The 19,985-nt window shown below is 63.3% G+C and carries 18 protein-coding genes; 16 read left to right on the plus strand and 2 right to left on the minus strand.

Going from position 1 to position 19,985, the window contains the following annotated elements:
• Positions 1-110 precede the first annotated feature (110 nt).
• From SPR01S_RS02500 to trbE, 9 genes are all read left to right on the plus strand, one after another.
• Positions 111-893 carry an FkbM family methyltransferase gene (locus SPR01S_RS02500; protein ID WP_066584445.1) on the plus strand — a complete coding sequence of 261 codons (783 nt, stop codon included), beginning with the start codon at positions 111-113 and terminating at the stop codon, positions 891-893.
• Between the two features lie 475 nt (positions 894-1,368).
• A complete protein-coding gene (locus tag SPR01S_RS02505; RefSeq protein WP_169803354.1) occupies positions 1,369-1,650 on the plus strand; it encodes a hypothetical protein in 282 nt (93 codons plus the stop codon).
• A 1,060-nt stretch (positions 1,651-2,710) separates the two neighbouring features.
• Positions 2,711-3,781: an acyltransferase family protein gene (locus SPR01S_RS02510; RefSeq protein WP_157081873.1), complete on the plus strand. Its 1,071-nt coding sequence runs from the start codon at positions 2,711-2,713 to the stop codon at positions 3,779-3,781.
• Between the two features lie 896 nt (positions 3,782-4,677).
• Positions 4,678-6,705 (plus strand): conjugal transfer protein TraG, encoded by a 2,028-nt coding sequence (locus tag SPR01S_RS02520; RefSeq protein WP_066584453.1) that lies wholly within the window; start codon positions 4,678-4,680, stop codon positions 6,703-6,705.
• 2 nt (positions 6,706-6,707) lie between these two features.
• Positions 6,708-7,109, plus strand: coding sequence for a CopG family transcriptional regulator (locus tag SPR01S_RS02525; RefSeq protein ID WP_066584456.1), 402 nt, complete (start codon positions 6,708-6,710; stop codon positions 7,107-7,109).
• Entirely contained in the window at positions 7,106-8,092 is a 987-nt protein-coding gene (trbB, locus tag SPR01S_RS02530; RefSeq protein WP_066584459.1) for a P-type conjugative transfer ATPase TrbB, read from the plus strand. Before SPR01S_RS02525 ends, trbB begins: the two co-directional genes overlap by 4 nt.
• Before the next feature lie 50 nt (positions 8,093-8,142).
• Complete coding sequence (locus tag SPR01S_RS02535; RefSeq protein ID WP_066584715.1) at positions 8,143-8,466, plus strand: TrbC/VirB2 family type IV secretion system protein; 324 nt, start codon at positions 8,143-8,145, stop codon at positions 8,464-8,466.
• Positions 8,467-8,483: 17 nt separating this feature from the next.
• Positions 8,484-8,735, plus strand: coding sequence for a VirB3 family type IV secretion system protein (locus SPR01S_RS02540; protein ID WP_066584462.1), 252 nt, complete (start codon positions 8,484-8,486; stop codon positions 8,733-8,735).
• The gene (gene trbE / locus SPR01S_RS02545) at positions 8,729-11,161 is read left to right on the plus strand and encodes a conjugal transfer protein TrbE (protein WP_066584465.1); all 2,433 of its coding nucleotides are present in this window, start codon (positions 8,729-8,731) and stop codon (positions 11,159-11,161) included. The genes SPR01S_RS02540 and trbE overlap by 7 nt, the downstream gene beginning before the upstream one ends.
• 171 nt (positions 11,162-11,332) lie before the next feature.
• On the opposite strand, the gene SPR01S_RS02550 is transcribed toward trbE, so the two are convergent.
• Positions 11,333-11,917 (minus strand): dihydrofolate reductase family protein, encoded by a 585-nt coding sequence (locus SPR01S_RS02550; RefSeq protein WP_281178761.1) that lies wholly within the window; start codon positions 11,915-11,917, stop codon positions 11,333-11,335.
• Between the two features lie 13 nt (positions 11,918-11,930).
• Between SPR01S_RS02550 and SPR01S_RS02555 the strand changes: the two genes are divergently transcribed.
• The 7 genes from SPR01S_RS02555 (at position 11,931) to SPR01S_RS02585 (ending at position 18,137) form a co-directional block, all read left to right on the plus strand.
• A complete protein-coding gene (locus tag SPR01S_RS02555) occupies positions 11,931-12,503 on the plus strand; it encodes a TetR family transcriptional regulator (RefSeq protein WP_066584474.1) in 573 nt (190 codons plus the stop codon).
• Between the two features lie 274 nt (positions 12,504-12,777).
• Positions 12,778-13,536, plus strand: coding sequence for a P-type conjugative transfer protein TrbJ (trbJ, locus tag SPR01S_RS02560; protein WP_066584477.1), 759 nt, complete (start codon positions 12,778-12,780; stop codon positions 13,534-13,536).
• 108 nt (positions 13,537-13,644) lie between these two features.
• The gene (gene trbL, locus SPR01S_RS02565) at positions 13,645-14,943 is read left to right on the plus strand and encodes a P-type conjugative transfer protein TrbL (protein WP_066584480.1); all 1,299 of its coding nucleotides are present in this window, start codon (positions 13,645-13,647) and stop codon (positions 14,941-14,943) included.
• Complete coding sequence (gene trbF, locus SPR01S_RS02570; RefSeq protein WP_066584483.1) at positions 14,943-15,755, plus strand: conjugal transfer protein TrbF; 813 nt, start codon at positions 14,943-14,945, stop codon at positions 15,753-15,755. The genes trbL and trbF overlap by 1 nt, the downstream gene beginning before the upstream one ends.
• On the plus strand, positions 15,752-16,717 hold the full coding sequence (gene trbG / locus SPR01S_RS02575; RefSeq protein ID WP_066584486.1) for a P-type conjugative transfer protein TrbG: 966 nt from the start codon (positions 15,752-15,754) through the stop codon (positions 16,715-16,717). The genes trbF and trbG overlap by 4 nt, the downstream gene beginning before the upstream one ends.
• A 26-nt stretch (positions 16,718-16,743) precedes the next feature.
• Entirely contained in the window at positions 16,744-17,922 is a 1,179-nt protein-coding gene (locus SPR01S_RS02580) for a TraB/TrbI/VirB10 family type IV secretion system protein (protein WP_066584488.1), read from the plus strand.
• On the plus strand, positions 17,919-18,137 hold the full coding sequence (locus SPR01S_RS02585) for a DUF2274 domain-containing protein (protein WP_066584491.1): 219 nt from the start codon (positions 17,919-17,921) through the stop codon (positions 18,135-18,137). Before SPR01S_RS02580 ends, SPR01S_RS02585 begins: the two co-directional genes overlap by 4 nt.
• Positions 18,138-18,579: 442 nt before the next feature.
• Here the strand turns inward: SPR01S_RS02585 and SPR01S_RS02590 are convergent, their stop codons facing one another.
• Complete coding sequence (locus SPR01S_RS02590; RefSeq protein ID WP_066584717.1) at positions 18,580-19,953, minus strand: class II 3-deoxy-7-phosphoheptulonate synthase; 1,374 nt, start codon at positions 19,951-19,953, stop codon at positions 18,580-18,582.
• Positions 19,954-19,985 lie beyond the last annotated feature (32 nt).

Raw genomic sequence — 19,985 nt, forward strand, 5'->3', positions numbered from 1 at the left:
GGTGAAGATGCGCTCGGACACGATCGAAAAGTTATACCTGTTCGCATTACTGCCGGTTGTGGCCATCGTAGGGACTATAGTCTGGACGTGGTTCTTGGAGCAGCAATGACATGGTCCAGGTATTAAAAAGTGAAACCCCGGTTTCGATGCTCCGACACATCGCCGAAGTGGCGACGCGGCGGCTGATCTGGAAGTTGCATCTTCCTAGGCGATACGGGCGCCTTCCAATCTATGTCTCGCCCGCCAACGCACTGAAATTCCTGAAGCCAGGGGATGGGAAATTCGATCCCTTCTTGCTGTGGCTCGCCGATAATTTCGTCAAATCAAATTCTGTGGTGTGGGATATCGGCGCGAATGGCGGAGTATTTTCGATGCTCGCGTCCAGCAAGGCAAAGGCCGTAGTTGCTTTCGAGCCGGACCCATTCAACATTTCGCTGATCCGCCGCACGATAGGAGCCAATCCTCAGAGCGCGATCCAGCTAGTACCAAAAGCCCTATCGGAGGCGGCGGGCGAGACCGTGCTTAATATCCCTTCTCGCAGCCGAAGCGTTTCCTCAATTGGTGAAATACCGATGGGATATATGTCGGGCGGCTTGCGCGAATCGATGCGAGTTGAAATGACCACCGCCGACGCATGCCTTGATAACTACCCTGCACCGACCTTCATCAAATGCGATATCGAGGGTGCCGAGGCGATGATGCTCAGGGGTGCCCAGAGGCTGTTGACCGAGGCGCGACCGACTGTCTGCATGGAGGTACGGCTTGGAACACGCGAGGAGGTAGCAAATCAGTTCACACGCCATGGCTACCGAATGTTCACGGCCGATGATGCGATGACGCCATTATCCAGTCTGACCGATATAGAGGAAGTTGTCGCCGTTCCACAGGATTGAACGAGTCCAGCGATTTGTATAGGGCGTCGTACGCTGGCTAAGGGTTGATTCCACCGGCGAGCTTGGCCGCGAAAGGGGCAGCCAGCTTGGCCGCATCGGTATGGAGCGGCTTCGCGAAGCGTGAGGGACGTGCCGGCGTGGTGGCCCGACAAGGCAGCTTGACACTGTTTAAATTCCAACCTCAAAAGCAGTGCGGCTCCTGTGACGTGGGGCAGGCTGCTATAGCGGTTTTGATCGGATCTGAATCGTTTTCTGACTCAGGGGGTGCGATTTTCTGAGTCAACCTGCCCGGTGGACAGGAGGACAGCGATTATGGGCAAGGCCTGTGCGAACGATTTGCGCGAACGCGTGGTGACGGCGGTGGACGGCGGAGCGCCATGTCGCGCGGAGGCGTTGCGCTTTGGCGTGGCGCAGATTCCAGTGATCAAATGGGTGGCGCGCTATAAGCGGGGGGATGTGTCAACGGGATCATCCCGTGGTCGGAGACGCTCACCGCTTCATGCGCATTGCCAGTGGCTGCCAAGACACCGGGCTGACGCTGGCCGATATGCTTGAGCGGCTGCTGGCGGAACATGGGCTCTCGGCCGGCATCAGTGGGATCTGGCTGTGCTGCCAGCGTGAGGAATCGGCTCAAAAAAAACGCTGCTACCATCCGAGCAAGCCAGGCGCGACGTCGCGCGCAGGCGAGCGAGTTGGCAGCGGTATCGGGGTCGGATCGCCGCTGAGCGACTGGTCTTCATCGACGAAACATGGGTGAAGACCAACATGGTGCGTACGTATGGCTGGGGCGGCAAAGGCCAGCGCGTAGATGCGCGGTCTTAGCGGCGGAAAAACTGATCGGTGATATTCAGAGTGTCCCCTTGCGCATGTTAACTCTCCGGCCTGTTTGCCGCTGATCCGCGCGGGCGGTTTTAAACGCCAGTCTAGTTCCGCGCGCAGAGTCGCAGGAACGTGACAAGCGGGATTGTCGGGCAAATCCGTCGCCGCCCGATGTAGCGCCTCCAGACGGCTTGCGTCGGCCTCCTGACGGGGCACGCGGATACGGTTCAAAAATACGATCGGCGATCTGGCCAGATAGGCGAATCCAACGCTGCGATGGATAAGCTTGCGCCCGGCGACGCTCGCGGGTCCCGCGGCGTGATTCAAGCCAGTCCCGGTGACTTCTGCTTTCCTGCGCGCCGCCGGCACGCATGCCTTTCGCAACGCGACCTACTGTCCGGTTCGTGTGCTTGCGGTGATACGCCGCGCCGCGACGCCCGCCGTTTCTCGAAGATATTGACGAGAGGTTGGTGGCGAAATCGACGCGACCGTCGTCGTTGATTTGGCCGACCGCAACGGCATCAACTCCGCGGCCCGACCAATCACACCAATCGGCATCCGGTTGCCCCGTTTCGCGGTTTGACGTGAGCCGCAGGCGTCATCATTGTGACGGCAAACGGCGAGCTCGTTGGGCGCCTCGGCGCCCTCACAGCCAAATTGTATGCCAGGAGCCGTATCCAAGGACGGAGATTCCACTTCGTTGGTCAAAAACAGCCTTCGCCTCGGTGGCGCGAGCGCCAAACGGCACCTACCATTACTTGGGCGCAAGGCGGGGGTAATTGCCGCATGGTGTCTGGTGCGCTAATCGACTGCAATGGGATCGGCGAAAACTAAATTGCGGTCGTCTGGATCGCGGCCGCGATCGCACTCCGCGCGAGGACGCTCATCACATCGCTGGGCTCCAGCAGCCTACAGGCCTGTAGGCCTTGAGCGGCGAAGCTGGGAAGGCCGTTGGCCTAGCGGCGACCAGCATAAAACCAATTTAAGCGGAGATGCCGGTGAGCGAGCGCGCGACAAACCCCGAGGCGAGGGCGGCTATCTCTCCGCATTTCGTACGGGGGCTCGATAGTTTCCGGTTCATCGCCGCAAGCGTGGTCGCCGCCAGCCACGGCGGTTGGATTCCGTTCGACAGAATTTTCGGTGCGGTTCACGGCCCGCTGAAGGGCGTTGCCGGCATCTGGAATAGCCTGCCGAATGGCACACTTGCGGTATGTGTGTTCTTCTTCATCTCCGGCTTCTGCATCCACTACCCGAATATCGGCAAGGAGAAGGTGCCGGTCGGATCGTTCCTGATCAAGCGATTCGTCCGAATCTGCGTGCCGCTCCTCGCCGTGATCGCGCTCGCTCACGCCGCGGGCTCGCAGTATGTCGACGGGTTAGATGCGGTCCTATGGAGCGTCTATTGCGAACTCGCCTATTACGCACTCTACCCGCTGCTTTTCGGGGTGATCCATCGGCGGATGCTCCGGGCGACCGCGGTGAGCATGATGATCAGCGCCTTGGTCCTTGCCTTGCGACCGTTAGCAGCCCGCCCGTCGGATTTCGGCATCCTTACTTTTCTGTTCTGCGCGCCGCTGTGGCTCCTCGGCGCCCATTTGGCCGAGCGCTACCGGGACGGATCTCTGTTCGTCGCTAAGTTGCCCTCAGTGTGGCTGCTCAGGGCCGCCTTGCCGGTCTGCGCAGTGGCAGCGACGTTCCTCTTTTATCATGCGCCGATCCGCGTTCCATTGACTTGGTCGGTCGTCGCATTTGTGCCGGCAGGCTATTTATGGTTGGCTGTCGAACTGCAGCGCCTCACCAGTCATGGTGTCAGCGAGCAGCTCGAACGGCTCGGACTCGCGGCTTATTCGATGTACTTGACACACCGCTTTGCGCTCACCTTTTTTGCGGACCACCTCACGTGCCGGTCGACTATTCTATCCTATGGTTTCCAAGCAATTGCGATTAGCATCGCGACCTTCACTTTCTACCGGCTTGTCGAGAAACCTTCGCATCGGCTGGCCAAGAAGCTCGGCGCGGCGTGGGATGCAGCAGTCGGATACAGAAACATCCCGATCGGCAAGCAATAATGAGCTCGGCTCTTAACCGCCAAGATCCTGACCCGGCACCTTTTCTGCAGATTAGGTGTTATCGGCGCTCTGGTCGCGTCGCGGACCCGATACGGAGATAGGCATGCTCTTCGTCTGCCCTTTGGGCCGCCAGCCGACATTTTGCTATTTCTTCCGTCGGAACGCCCAGACCAGCGACTACAGGCCACCGATGAGCGTTGCCAAGGCGAGCGGCAGCGAGGGATCGAAGACAATCATCCGAATCTCCCGGAGAGGGGCTGGGTACCTGTTTTGTTTAAGGTGACATAGCGCGCTTCGCGGATTGCCGCGCGACCAGATCGACAAAGATGGGCCGATCCGCTCTGCAGGATTGCCAGAGCTGCACCGTGCCACATTGTTTCACGTCGAAGATCCCTGCGTGCGAGGTGACCCCGCTCGATCCATCGGGGCCCCTGCGACACGGTCGGTAATTTAGGTAATTTCGGTAATTTCGCTGCCAGCGACGCCTACCCTATATCCTGCCGCCAGCGGAAAACGTCGAAAATGTTGTCCGCTCACGTCAAGCGCACCCTCAAACTCGATCGCTCGCGCCTACTCGGGCCGAATGGAACACGATACAAGGTCCACCTCGTCACCCCGCAGGACCTCCGGAAAATGACGAAGATGACACCGATGCGAAGGCTTGCACTCGCCTGATCCAAAGCCGGAAGCCGCTCGCCAGCCAATCCAAGCCCCAGATAAATCGTCGCCGATTGGGCCTCCTTCAACAAAATGGGGGCGTAATCCAGCCATTGAGTCGTACCGAAGTCCCCAGAAGCGTCGCGCGCGGCATTAGCGATGCTCTCGCGCAAGCGGGTTAAACAGGCGATTTTGGTTCTCGCGTTCGCACCTCGATTTTGTGCCGGCGGGAGATCCGCATGACCCCTACCAAACTCCTTATCGGCCAGACCGTTATTGTCTTCGCCATCGTGCTGGCGGGCATCTGGTTCGCGACGCAATGGGCAGCCGGAGCGTTGGCCTATCAATCTGAACTAGGCTCGCCATGGTTCCACGCCTTCGGCCGTCCGGTATACTGTCCTTGGGCGCTGTTTGGCTGGTGGTTTCATTACGATGCTTATGCGCCGAAGGTATTCAATGACGCCGGGTTGATTGCCGCTACCAGCGGCTTCGTTGGCTGCGGCTCTGCGGTGTTTGGCTCGCTCTGGCGCGCGCGCCAACGTCGCGACGTCACGACCTACGGGTCCGCACGCTGGGCGACAGAGGCCGAAATCCGGCGCGCTCGACTATTCGACCTGCGAGGCGTCTTCCTCGGGTCGACCGGTCGACGCTATCTTCGTCACGACGGTCCCCAGCATGTCATGGCATTCGCTCCGACCCGATCGGGCAAGGGCGTGGGCCTTGTCGTGCCGACTCTGCTCGGCTGGACCGGCTCGGCGGTCATTCACGACATCAAAGGCGAGAACTGGTCCCTGACCGCCGGCTGGCGGTCGCGATTTTCACATTGCCTGCTATTCGATCCGACCGACGCTCGGTCGGCGCGGTACAACCCGCTGCTCGAGGTTCGCCGCGGCGAGCATGAGGTGCGCGACGTACAGAACATCGCCGATATCCTGGTCGATCCCGAAGGTGCGCTCGAACGGCGCAACCATTGGGAAAAGACCAGCCATTCGTTGCTGGTAGGCGCGATCCTCCACGTTCTGTACGCGGAAGAGGAGAAGACGCTGGCGCGCGTCGCGACCTTCCTGTCCGATCCGCAGCGCCCGTTCACCGCCACGCTCCGGCGGATGATGGAAACCAATCATCTCGGCACGCCGGACGCGCCAGTCGTCCATCCGGTGGTCGCCTCGGCGGCGCGCGAAGTGCTCAACAAGTCGGAGAATGAGCGCTCGGGCGTGCTGTCGACTGCAATGAGCTTCCTCGGCCTTTATCGCGACCCGACCGTTGCCGAGGTTACCTCGCGCTGCGATTGGCGGATTGCCGATCTTGTCGAGGGGCGGGCGCCCGTTTCGCTCTACCTCGTCGTGCCGCCCTCGGACATCAGCCGTACCAAGCCACTGGTGCGGCTCGTGCTCAACCAGATCGGCCGGCGCCTGACCGAGCAACTGCATGCGGAACGCGGTTTGCGCCGTCACAAGCTGCTCATGATGCTCGACGAGTTTCCGGCGCTCGGCCGGCTTGATTTCTTCGAGACCAGCCTCGCCTTCATGGCCGGCTACGGTGTCCGCGCCTTCCTCATCGCACAAAGCCTCAACCAGATCGAGAAAGCGTATGGCGAGCATAACTCGATCCTCGACAATTGTCATGTGCGCGTCGCGTTCGCGACTAATGATGAGCGCACCGCCAAGCGCATCTCGGAAGCTCTTGGTACCGCGACCGAGCAGCGTGCGATGCGCAACTATGCCGGCCATCGTCTCGCGCCGTGGCTCGCACACGTAATGGTCAGCCGTCAGGAGACGGCGCGGGCCCTGCTGACGCCAGGCGAAGTGATGCAGCTCCCGTCTGCCGAAGAACTGGTCCTGGTCTCCGGCATGCCGCCGATCCGTGCGCAAAAGCTGCGCTATTTCGAAGACGCCAATTTCAACCGGCGTGTGCTGCCGCCGCCCGCTTTGGCCGCCGGCGACTATGCCGATCGTCCTGAGCCACGGAGAGACGACTGGCGCGGGTGCCTGGCGGCGGCGGACGCGCGCCTGGCGGGCGAGGACGAACACGCCGACAAGGGCGGGCCGTCCGGCGGGCTCGAACAGGCGCGCCATCCGGGACAGGAATTGCCCGCGCCGGCGGTTGAGGCGCCGGTCCTCGACCCGCTCGGGCTCGGCGATGACGAGCCAGATGCGGCCGGCGACAAGCGGGCGATGGATCAGGCGCGCGCGCTCGGCACGGCACGGACCGTCTACGCCATCGATACCGGGGCCATCCGTCCCAACGACCTGCAGCTGGACTTCTGACGATGGTCGGGAAAGTCCGCCACCAATTGTTCCTCGACAAGCCGCTGAGCGACCGGCTCGAAGCGCTGGCGTCCAAGCCCGGCGCCTCCAAATCGGCGATCCTCGCCGACGCGGTGACGGCCTGGCTCAATCGCCGCGCCGTTTCCGAACTCGAGGCGAGCTTCGCTGTCCGTCTTGATCGGATGACCGCCACGCTGGGGCGGATCGAGCGCCATGGCCATGTCCTGCTCGAGACTTTGGCCTTGTTCGTCCGATACGAACTCGCAATTCACCCGCCGCTCGCCGAGAACGATCAGGCCGGCCGCGCGATGGCGCGGCAGCGGTTCGAGGCCTTTGTCGAGCAGGTCGGTCGCCAGATCGCCGCAGGGCGTCGCACCATCGCCGACGCGGAGGACGGGCGATGAACGGCTCACTCTCCGCCGAACGCCATCGGGCGATGCTGCGCACGGCCATGGGACCGGCGATCGCCGCGGCGATGGCCGACAGCCGGGTCGTCGAGATCATGGTCAATCCCGATGGCAAGCTGCGCGTCGATATTCTCGGCGAGGGCAGGGTGGACACCGACGTCCGGCTCGAGGCGGCCCAGGTCGAACGGATCATCCGGCTGGTCGCGAGCCATGCCCGGGCCGAAGTCCATGGCGAGGCGCCGATCGTCTCGGCCGAACTGCCCCCGCATATCGACGGGCGGGCGGGCGAGCGGTTCGAAGGCGTCCTGCCGCCGGTCTCGACCGGTCCGTGCTTTTCGATCCGCAAGCCCGCCGAACGGCTTTACGGACTCGACGATTATGTGGCCGACGGGATCATGACCGAAGCGGCCGCGGACCGGCTGAAGTCAGCGGTTACCCAGCGCTTCAATATCCTCGTCGCCGGAGGCACCAGCTCGGGCAAGACCACGCTCGCCAATGCGCTGCTCGCCGAGATGGCCTGGGTCGACGAACGCGTGATCCTGATCGAGGACACGCGCGAGCTGCAGAGCCCGGCCCCCGATACCGTTGCGCTGCGCACCCGGCCGGGCATCGTCAGCATTTCGGATCTGGTCCGTTCAACCCTCCGGTTGCGCCCCGATCGTATCATCGTCGGCGAAGTGCGCGGACCGGAAGCGCTCGACATGCTCAAAGCATGGAATACCGGCCACCCGGGCGGAATCGCCACGGTCCACGCCAACAGCGCGATGGCCGCGCTCTACCGCGTCGAGCAACTCGTCCAGGAAGCCGTAGTCACTGTGCCGCGCCGGCTGATCGTCGAGGCGATCGACATCATCGTCTTCATTTCCGGCCGCGGCGTGCACCGGCGCGTCACGCGCATCGCGCGCGTCACCGGCATCGATCCGGACGGCGGCTACGGGCTCGCCGACCTTCTCAATCCTTCCGCCTCTCAAGGAGAATGATCATGCGCTCTTATCGCCTTCCCCATCATTGGGTCGTCCGCTCCGCCCGCATGCGGCTCGCTTTGGCTCTTGCGCGCGCCTCGGTCCTGCTCATCACGATCGCGGTTGCCCTGGTCCAGAAGGCTCAGGCCGCCGGCTCGGGCATGCCGTGGGAACAACCGCTCCAGCAGGTATTGGAATCGGTGCAAGGGCCGGTTGCCAAGATCATTGCGGTGATGATCATCATCGTGACCGGCCTGACGCTCGCATTCGGCGAGACAGCGGGCGGCTTCCGTCGGCTCATCCAGATCGTTTTCGGGCTGTCGATCGCTTTTGCCGCCTCGAGCTTCTTCCTCAGCTTCTTCAGCTTTGGTGGCGGAGCGCTGATCTCGTGACTGGCACGAGATCGCATATGGCCGGGTTCGAGGTGCCCATCCATGCGAGCCTCGGCTCGCCGATCCTGCTGGGCGGCGCGCCGCGCGGGATCGCTATCGTCAACGGCACCATCGCCGCGGCAGTCGGTCTTGGCCTGCAGCAATGGCTGGTAGGGATCGCGCTCTGGGCGATCGGCCACAGCGGCGCGGTGTTCGCCGCGCGGCGCGATCCCGACTTCGCGGCCGTGCTGCTCCGCCACCTCCGTCAGAAAGGGTATCTTGCGTGTTGAACCTCGCCGAATATCGCAGCCGTGCCGATCGGTTGGCCGACCATCTGCCTTGGGCCGCTCTGGTCTCGCCCGGTGTGATCCTCAACAAGGATGGCAGTTTCCAGCGCTCCTTCGCTTTCCGCGGGCCCGATCTTGAATCCGCGACCGAAGCCGAGCTGATCTCAACATGCGCGCGAGCGAACAACGTATTGCGGCGGTTCGGGAGCGGTTGGGCCTTTTTCTTCGATGCCGAGCGGCGCGAAGCAGCGACCTATCCCGAAAGCGATTTTCCCGACGCGGCGAGCTGGCTGGTCGATCGCGAGCGCCGTGCCGGCTTCCTCGCCGAGGGGGCTCATTTCGAAAGCCTTTATCGGCTGACCCTCGCCTGGTTGCCGCCGATGGACAAGGTGGACGCCGCCGGCCGCTCTTTGGTGGAGCGGCCGGATGGAGAGCAGGGGCGCGACTGGCATGCCACGCTGGCTAGCTTCGTCGCGGAAACCGATCGCGCGCTCGACTTGCTGTCGGGATTCATGCCCGAAATACGCGCGCTCGACGATGCGGAAACGCTGACTTATCTGCATTCGACCATCTCGGAGCGGCACCATCCGGTCGCCGTGCCCGATATTCCGATGTACCTCGACGGACTGCTGGCAGATACGCCGCTGGTCGGCGGTCTCGAACCGAAACTGGGCGGGAAGCATATCCGCACGCTTACCGTGATGGGTTTCCCCAATGTCAGCCGCCCGGGCATCCTCGATACGCTCAACCATCAGGATTTCGGGTATCGCTGGGTCACCAGATTCCTGCCGCTCGACAAGAGCGACGCGGTCAAGGTGCTGACCAAGCTCAGGCGGCAATGGTTCAACAAGCGCAAATCGGTTACCGCGCTGCTCCGCGAGGTCCTCTACAACCAGCCGGTCCAATTGATGGACAGCGACGCCGACAACAAAGTGGTCGATGCCGATCTCGCGCTGCAGGAATTGGGCGGCGATCATGTTGGCTTCGGCTATCTCACCACGACTATCACGGTGGCGGACGACGATCGCCAGCGTGTCGAGGACAAGGTCCGTGCGGTCGAGCGGATCGTCAACGGGCTCGGCTTCACCACAAAGCGCGAAAGCGTGAACGCGGTCGAAGCGTGGCTGTCATCGCTGCCGGGGCATCTCTATGCGAACGTCCGACAACCGCTAGTCCATACGCTTAACCTTGCCCATCTCATGCCGCTGTCGAGCGTCTGGGCCGGCCCTGAGCGCAACGCGCATCTCGACGGACCGCCTTTGCTCTACGCGAGCACCTCCGGTTCCACGCCGTTCCGGCTCTCGACGCACGTCGGCGACGTCGGTCATATGCTCGTGGTGGGGCCGACGGGCGCCGGTAAGTCGGTGCTCCTGGCGCTGATCGCGCTGCAGTTCCGGCGCTATGCGCGTTCCCAGGTCTATATCTTCGACAAGGGCTTCTCGGCGCGCGCCGCAGTGCTGGCGATGGACGGTGCCCATCACTCGCTAGGGCTTGGCGGCGATGCCGGCGACACGCTCGCGTTCCAACCGCTCCGGCGGATCGACGATCCGACCGAGCGCAGTTGGGCGGCGGAATGGGTTGCCGCATTGCTGGCGCACGAAAAGGTCGCGGTGACGCCCGAGGTCAAGGATGCGGTCTGGTCCGCGCTCAACAGCCTTGCGTCAGCGCCCGGCGAGGAGCGGACGCTGACCGGGCTGGCCTTGTTGCTCCAGTCGAACGCTCTGCGAGTCGCGCTCGGCGCCTATACGCTCGATGGTCCTTATGGTCGGCTACTCGACGCCGCCGAGCAGAACCTCGCCTTTGCCGACGTTCAGTGTTTCGAGACCGAGGCGTTGATGGGCCAGACCGGCGTGGTCGCGCCGGTGCTGACCTATCTGTTCCATCGGCTTGAGGAGCGGTTCGACGGGCGTCCGACGCTGCTGATCCTTGACGAGGCCTGGGTCTTCCTCGACCACCCGCTCTTTGCGGCACGCATCCGCGAATGGCTTAAGGTTCTGCGCAAGAAGAACGTCTCGGTCCTGTTCGCGACCCAGAGTTTGGCCGACATAGCGTCGAGCGGTATCGCGCCGGCAATCATCGAAAGCTGCCCGCAACGCATCCTACTGCCCAACGACCGCGCGATCGAGCCGCAGAGCCGTGAGGCCTACGCGCGGTTCGGGCTCAACGAGCGGCAGATCGAGTTGATCAGCAGGGCGGCGCCCAAGCGGCATTACTATCTGCAATCCGCGCGCGGTAATCGCCTGTTCGAGCTGGGGCTGGGACAGATTGGCCTGGCGCTGTGCGGCGCGTCGGACCCGGCTTCGCAAACCATGATCGATGGTTTGTTGGCTAATGGAGCAGTGGACGATTTTGCTGCCCGGTTCCTTGTGGCGACTGATCACCCATGGGCCGCTCCACTTCTCGAAGCAGCACCCTTTGTCAGAGGTTGAAACTGCCGCGTGCGTTATAACACATCGTCCCATCGTCGTTCGAATTGGGCGCCAGCGAGGTTGGGATGTCCGCGTCGCGCCCCAATTCCGGTGGCCCGCTGCGCGCTCGACCGACCCCAAAAGCGGCCATTGGACCGACCGATCAAGGATGTGCGCTAATCGGTGGCGGGTTCAAAGGGTGGCAGGAACGATGTTTCGATCAAAGGCATAATGCAGGCGCACGCAGCCGCGATCGAGCGCCTCGGCGGACAGCAGCCGCGGGTGCGCTCGGACCCCGGTGGCGGGGAATAAAGGGCGCCCGCCGCCAATCAGGTCCGGCATAACGTAGATCTCGATCTCGTCCAGCGCGCCTCGCTCAATAAAAGCCATCTGCAATTGCCCGCCACCGAGGATCCAGACGTCGCCGTCACTCAATGCCCGGAGTTCTTCGACAAGCGCGTCCACGTCGGTTCGAACTGTGAGCGGGCCCTTCGGCGTCACAATGGGTCGCGATGTGACCACGAGCACACGCTGGTCTCCATACGCCCATGGCGTGCCGTCTTTCTCAAGGAAGTCGTAGGTGCTGCGGCCCATGACCACGGTCCTGATACGCTGAAGAAAGACGCGATAATCGTGCTCGCCGAGGTCGAGCCCCTCGTGCGCGAACAGCCAGTCGAGCCGATCGTCCACGGTCGCAATATATCCATCGAGGCTGGCTGCTATATAACCCAAGATCCTCGCCACCCAGCAACTCCTTGAATATAAACGAACGATCATTTATAAATTTAATATGGGAAGAAGCAAGACTGTTTCGGATGTCGCCCTGCTTGACCTACTGCTGCCGGTATTGCGGAACGGCGGGCCGGCGGGGCTGACCTTTGCAAAGGCGTCGAACGCGGTGGGGCTGGCGGCCGCAAGCCTCGTCCAGCGCTTTGGAACGCGGGAGGCCATGATCGTCGCTGTGCTGGGGCATGCTTGGGACAGCCTGATCGCGAAGACAGCGACGCTCGACGCGGAGCTGCCGTCGACGCCACAAGGGGCCATCGAACTGCTGCTGCAGCTGCTCCCCGGAGACGAAGCGGACTATGCCGTTGACGACGGCCTGATGCTGTTGCGCGAGGACCTCCGCAACACGGTGCTGCGCGCGCGTGGGGCCGCTTGGGGAAAATCGCTCGCGACGGCGCTCGGGCGACGCCTTGCCGATGAACATTCCGAGGCGCAACGCCTGGGATGGCAAATGGCGAGCATTTGGCAGGGTGCGCTCATCTGGTGGGCGTTCATGCGCGGCGCCCGGGTCGAGGAGGCCGTCGCGCACAGTCTGGAGGGTTGGTGCCGGAGCGTCGGCGTGCTCCCTGACGCGTGAATGGCGTTTGCGTTAGGTCGTTTGACGGCCGCAAAAGCGATCCGAACGGCGGCAATCGAGCCCTTCGCCTCTAAAGCGGCCAGTCTGGAAACCGCCCAAAAGTGCCGTGCCGAGGATTCTGGACGCGGTCACAAGTCCTGCTGGGCGGCCTACTTCAAACAACGAGAATCTAGCCGTCCCCATATTGGTTGGCTGAGGCACCAGACGCGGACTCACGGAATTTCGCCAACTTGCCATTCTTGAAAGCGCTTCATCGGCTTCAAGGAATCGTCTCATGCCACGTCTCGTAGCTCGCTATCGCCATCGCAAATATCTGGTCGCCGCCGTTCTCGGCGCGGGCGCCATGGGATCGTTGGGTGGCGCGCTGATCACCGCTACGCCCGCGCGCGCTCAGTTCACGGTGTTCGACCCAACCAACTACAGCCAGAATCTGCTCACGGCAGCCCGCTCGCTCCAGCAGATCAACAACCAGATCCAGTCGCTCCAGAACGAAGCGCAGATGCTCACCAATCAGGCGAAAAACCTGACGCGGATCGACTTTCCGGAGCTGCATCAGTTGACCGCAACGTTGCAGCAGATCGACCGGCTGATGGGGCAGGCGCAGGGAATCGATTTCCGTGTCACCGGCCTCGATCAGCAATTTCGCAACCTCTATCCGCAGCAGTACAATGCCGCGCTCACCGGCGGCCAGCAGGCGCTGAACGCGAAGGCGCGCTTTGACGCCGCGATGGCGGCGTTTCGGCAGACGATGTCGGTCCAGTCCCAGGTGGTGGAAAACGTCGCCGCCGACCAATCCGCGCTCACCTTGCTGGCGGCAAGAAGCCAGGGCGCGGAAGGCGCGCTTCAAGCGCAGCAGGCAACTAACCAGTTGCTCGCACTAGTCGCGAAACAGCAGTTCCAGATCCAGAACCTGATGGCTGCGCAATACCGCGCCGAGACGACCGATGCCGCCCGGCACGCGCAATCCGAACTCGATGCCAGAGGCCGTACCCAGAAATTCCTCGGTTCCGGCACCGCCTACACACCCCACTAGGCGTGGCCGGCTTGGCGGCGGTGCGCTCCGTCGTCGCCGCGGGGCGCGGGCCATGCTCCCCACGTCCGCGCCCCGTGGCATGCCTTCAAGCGATGAGGAAACCTGGCAGTGAACGACCTCGGCGTGATCGATCGCTTCATGCAGGCCTTCACCCGCTACATCGATAGCGGGTTCGGCCTGCTAGGCGGTGATATCCATTTCCTCACCGTCACGCTGATCGGCATCGACATCACGCTGGCCGGGCTGTTCTGGGCGATGGGCGGCGAGGACAATGTGCTCGGGCGCCTGATCAAGAAAATCCTCTATGTCGGCGCGTTCGCGTTCATCCTGAACAGCTTTTCGACGCTCGCCGACATCATTTTCAAGTCGTTCGCCCAGGCCGGCCTGACGGCGGGCGGGGGCATGCTGTCGGCAGACGATCTCCTTCGCCCCGGCAAGGTCGCGTCGACCGGCTTTTCCGCTGCCTGGCCACTGCTCCAGCAACTCGCCAACTTGACCGGGTTCGTCAGCTTCTTCGACAATTACCTGACGATCGCGGTGCTGCTGCTCGCCTGGGCGATCGTGATCCTCGCTTTCTTCATCCTCGCCGTGCAGATGTTCGTCACGATCATCGAGTTCAAGCTGACCAGCCTCACAGGGTTCGTGCTGGTGCCGTTCGCCTTGTGGAACCGCACCAGCTTTCTTGCCGAGCGTGTGCTCGGCAATGTCGTGAGTTCCGGCGTCAAGGTGATGGTCCTCGCCGTGATCGTCGGGATCGGCTCCAATTTCTTCACCGAGTTTACGACCTCGATGCAGGGGCAGGACGTCGATCTTGCCTCTGCGATGAGCTTGGCGCTCGGCGCGCTCACGCTGTTCGGTCTTGGCATTTTCGGCCCTGGCATCGCCAGCGGCCTTGTGTCGGGTGCGCCGCAACTCGGTGCCGGAGCGGCGCTAGGCACGGTGGCCGGCGCCGCTGGCGTCACGATGTTGGCGGGCGGCGCCGCCGTCGGCGCGGCGGGCGCCGTGGGAGGGGCGGCGCTTGGTGCGGTACGTGCGGCCACGAGCATGGGGTCGGCAGCATCGACTGCCTACACGCTCGGTAAGGAAACGGCCGCCTCGCCGACAATGGGCGCAGGCCTAGGCGGCGTCGCTCGCGCCGCCGGCAACGCCGCTCGGATGCGAATGTCGACCGCCCTCGGTCTTCGCGACGCCGCCCGCAGCGGCCGGCAAGCTGCCTGGCACGCACTCAACGAGACGAGCAAGCCGGCGTCGAACGGCGCCGGCGCGGACAATGCGCCAGCCTGGGCGCAGTCGCTCCGCGCCGAGCAGGCGGCACAACACCATCAGCAAGTCGCGGTTCATGCCCTCCAGCAGGGCGATCGCGGCGGCGCTTCTGCCACGCCCGACATCAAGGAAAGGGACGAGTGATGATCTTCAAACGCGCGGTCCAGCGCTACGGACGAACGCCTGCGGCGGTGACGCCATATCAACGGGCCGGCCAATTGTGGGACGAGCGGATCGGAAGCGCACGCGTCCAGGCACGCAACTGGCGGTTGATGGCCTTTGGCTGTCTATCCCTCGCCGCCGGTCTCGGGGGCGGTGTTCTTTGGCAATCGCTGCAGAGCAGGGTCGTGCCCTATGTCGTCGAGGTTGACCGGCTCGGCGAAGCGCGGGCGGTGACCGAGGCGGAGGCAGCGTACCACCCGACCGATCCGCAGATCGCCTGGCATCTCGCACGCTTCATTCGCGATGTTCGCGGCATCTCGCTCGATCCCGTCGTGATGAAGGAGGACTGGCTCGACGCCTATGCCTTCGCGACCCAGCGCGGCAGCCAGTTTCTTGGCGACTATGCTCGTAGCGCGAACCCTTTCGCGAGGATCGGCGAGCGCACCGTCACCGTCCAGGTGACGAGCGTCGTTCGTGCCTCGAACAAATCCTTTCAGGTCAAATGGACCGAGTCTGCGTTCGAACGTGGTTCGGTTGTCGGTCGCTCCAATTGGACCGCCATCCTAACCATCGTGACCAAGACGCCCGCGAACGTCGAGGTCCTGCGAAAGAATCCGCTCGGCATCTATGTCGATGCCGTTGACTGGAGTCGCGAGCTCGACGTGCCGACGTCGTCGTCGTCGCCGCCCGCCTCGACGCCGCCACCCGATCGCACTGTTCCAACCGGCTCGCCGCTCGACTCGGGGCTAGCGACCGCGCCTACGACCCCGACGAGCCTGGAGAACCAGCAATGAAACGCCTCAACGTCGCGCCGCTATGCGGCTTGTGCCTGGTCGCGCTTTGCGCCGCGGCCGAACCCAGTGCGCAGATCAAATCGGCCGAGATAGTGAAACCGGCAACCATAGCCGATGTGAAAGCACCGCCCGTCACGACGACGACGACGGTGGCGCCTCCCGCTTCCCGTCCCGCACGGCACACGCATCGGGCGAATGCGGCGGAGACGAGCGTGGCGCTCGCCAACCGGGCGGCAACGCTCCAGCCGGCAGCGCCTGGGTTCGTCAATGCCGTACAGGTCTATCCCTTCGCAGACGGTTCGCTCTATCAGGTCTATGCGGCGCCGGAGCGCGTCACCGACATCGCCATGCAACCGGGCGAGGCTCTCATCTCAGTTGCTGCCGGGGACACCGTGCGCTGGGTGATCGGTGACACCAGCAGCGGCAGTGGTTCGGACAAGCGCACCCACATCCTGATCAAGCCGTTTTCGGCAGGGCTTTCGACCAATCTCGTCATCACGTCCGACCGCCGAACCTATCATCTGGCACTCGCCAGCACCTCGGCGACCGCGATGGTGGCATTGTCCTGGACCTATCCGCAGGATGCGTTGATCGCGCTCAAGCGGGCGGAGGCGGAACGGCAAAAGGCAGTTCCGGTGGCGACGGGAATCTCCCCCGACCAGCTCCATTTCGACTATGCGATCATCGGCGATCGCCCGGCATGGCGGCCCTTGCGCGCCTTTGACGACGGCCGTCAGACGTTCATCCAGTTTCCCACCAGCCTCGCCGTCGGCGAAGCACCGCCGCTGTTCGTGGTCGATGCGAAAGGACAGGTGCAACTGGTGAACTACCGGCTGCAGGGCCGATTCTATGTCGTCGATCGGCTGTTCGATGCAGCCGAACTCCGCCTCGGCCTCAAGCATCCAAACGTGGTTCGCATCGAACACGCGCCTACCGCCGGCAGCGAGGGGAAGCGGTCGTGACCGGCGAACCCGAGGCCCCCACGGCCATGCCGAAGGCCGATCCGGAGTCGTTCGCGATCCACGCGCGGCCGCAGCGGGCCATCCGTTTTCGACGCGGCGTCATCATTGCCGCCGCGGCGTTTGGCTCGATCAGCGTAACCGCCGTGACCTTGATGGCCTTGAAGCCGACTGTTTTTCGACACCTCGCACAGGAAGAGGACCTGTCCCAACCAAGCAACACGGCTCCGCCGGATGCTTTGGCCGGTTTGCCGTCGAGCTATGGCGATGTGCCCAAACTGGGGCCGCCGCTTCCGGGTGACCTCGGTCGACCTATTCTTGAGCGCGAGCGTCAATTGGCTATGGAAGGCCCGGCTCCGGGCGCTGACCCAGCGGCGCAGGCCGCAGCTGCTGAGCGCGAGCGACTGCTGGCTGAGCGAAGGGCAGCGCGGGAGTCGGGCCTCTTGGCCACGCAATCGCAAGCGCCTAACCTAGCTGCGGCCGTGCCTTCACCCGCCCCGACCAGTGCCACAGCGGCATCGGCTGCAAAACTGGCGCTCGATCCGGCCAGTGATCCCAACGACCAGCAGCGCAAGGCCGATTTCGTGTCGGAGCTCGATCCGCGCGGCGACGTCAATCCACATCGGGTGACTCGGTCGCCGTCCCCGTACCTGTTGTCCGCGGGCAGCGTCATTGCGGCCAGCCTGATCACCGGGCTGCGTTCCGATCTGCCTGGATTGGTGACGGCACAGGTGACCGAACGGATCTACGATTCGGCGACCGGCCGAATTCTCCTCATTCCGCAAGGAGCCAGGCTTATCGGGAGCTACGACTCGGTCGCAGCTTTTGGGCAGAAGCGGGCCTTGATCATCTGGCAGCGCATCATCTTCCCGGATGGCAGTTCGATCCGGATCGACAATGCGCCTGCGACTGATCCCGCGGGCTATGCGGGCCTTGAGGACAAGGTCGATTTTCACACATGGTCGCTACTGAAGGGTATCGCGCTTTCGACGGTACTCGGTGTCGGCACCCAATTGCAGTTCAGCGGCGACACTGACCTCATCCAGGCCTTACGCCAATCGTCGCAACAGAATGTCTCCCGCGCCGGCGATCAACTGACGATGAGAAACCTGCAGATACAGCCGACCATCACCATCCGCCCGGGTGCTGAAGTCCGGTTGCTCGTTCATCGCGACCTCGTACTCGCGCCGTGGAAGGAAGGACAATGACCGAACTCAAGCTAGCGCAGCTGCCGGATCGCACGCCGATCAAACTGGCGATTGCGGTATCGCCCCACCTCAACGATGCGCTCGGCGATTACGCCGAAGCTTATAAGGAAACCTACGGCCGGTCCGAGACGGTCCCCGACCTGATCCCATTCATGCTGCAGGCGTTTCTCGAAAGCGACCGCGCCTTTGCTAAGCGGCGGGCGACGCGGTCATGACAGCTCGCCCGCCTGCAGAGTGCGCCGAACTGGAGCCGCTCACGGTCCGTGTCTCGACAGCCGTGAGGATCACCGGCATCAGTCGTTCGCGACTCTATGAACTTATCGGGTCCGGTGACCTCGATATCGTAAAGGTCGGCCGTTCGACGTTGATTTCATACCAGAGCTTGCGCGCACTCACGCGACGCTGAACAGATTTCGGACGAGTGGCCAAGCACATTCCTCCCGCCAACACGACACTCGGCGCTTCGCGAAACTACGCTGCAATCCTCGTGGCATCTGAGCTCGAAGCGGCAGAAGGTGCGGGCCAATTCACCTGCCTTATTGATACATTACGACACTCTCATTGCGCGCAATTGACGGTCGATCCATCGTAGATGGATCGGGATCTATCGCCCGGTGTTTGTTCTGGGCGGCCTATCGCACAGGCGAGTGACGCTCCTCAGGCCGCCTCCGCCCGCCGCTGCCTCAGCTCGTCGTTCAGCATCTCGGCCAGCAGGAACGCCAGTTCCAGGCTCTGCCCGGCGTTAAGCCGCGGATCGCAATGCGTGTGATAGCGATCGGCCAGGCTTTGCTCGGTCACGTCGACCGCGCCGCCGGTGCATTCGGTGACGTTCTGCCCGGTCATCTCGGCATGGATGCCGCCGGCGAAGGTGCCCTCCGCGCGGTGCACGGCGAAGAAGCCGCGGACTTCAGCCAGGATGCGGTCGAACGGGCGCGTCTTGTAGCCATTGGCGGCCTTGATGACGTTGCCGTGCATCGGGTCGCAGCTCCAGATCACCGGATGGCCCTCGCGCTTCACCGCGCGGACCAATTTAGGCAGCCCAGCTTCGATCTTGTCATGGCCGTAGCGCGTGATCAGCGTCATGCGGCCGGGCACGCGGCCAGGGTTAAGCGTGTCGAGCAGCCGCAGCAGCACGTCGGGCTCCAGGCTCGGCCCGCATTTGACGCCGATCGGGTTGCCGATGCCGCGCAGGAACTCGACATGCGCCGATCCGTCGAACCGCGTGCGATCGCCGATCCACAGGAAATGCGCGCTGGTGTCGTACCAGTCGCCGGTCAGGCTGTCCTGCCGCGTCATCGCCTGCTCGTATTGCAGCAGCAGCGCTTCGTGGCTGGTGTAGAATTGGGTCTGGCCGAGCTGTGGCACGGTATCGGGATTGATCCCGCACGCCTCCATGAACTCGAGCGCCTCACCGATCCGGTCGGCGGTCTCGGCATATTTCTTGGCCCAAGGGCTCGAGCCGAGGAAATCGTGCGTCCAGCGATGGACCTGATGCAGGTTCGCATAGCCGCCCTGCGCGAAGGCCCGCAGCAGGTTCAGCGTCGCCGCCGACTGCGAATAACCCTGGATCATGCGCTGCGGATCGGGAATGCGGCTTTCGGGCGTGAAGGCGATGTCGTTGACGTTGTCGCCGCGATAGCTTGGCAGCTCGACGCCATCGATCGTCTCGGTATCGGCCGATCGCGGCTTGGCAAACTGCCCCGCCATGCGGCCGAGCTTCACCACCGGCAGCTTCGACGCGAAGGTCAGCACCACCGCCATCTGCAGGATCACGCGGAACGTGTCGCGGATGTTGTTGGGATGGAATTCGGCGAAGCTCTCGGCGCAATCGCCACCCTGAAGCAGGAACGCCTTGCCCTCGACCACGCGGGCAAGGTCGGTGGTCAGATTGCGCGCCTCTCCGGCAAAGACCAGCGGCGGATAGCTGGCCAATTGCTTGGTCGCGGCGGCCAGCGCGGCGGCGTCGGGGTATTTGGGCAACTGGCGTGCTTCGTAATTGGTCCAGCTGTCGGGGGCCCATTTGGCGGCCATGATCGTCACTTCTTTTCGGGTAAAACGGGCAA

Origin of the sequence: Sphingomonas pruni NBRC 15498, assembly GCF_001598455.1 — a bacterium.
GTDB classification, from domain to species: Bacteria; Pseudomonadota; Alphaproteobacteria; order Sphingomonadales; family Sphingomonadaceae; genus Sphingomonas; species Sphingomonas pruni.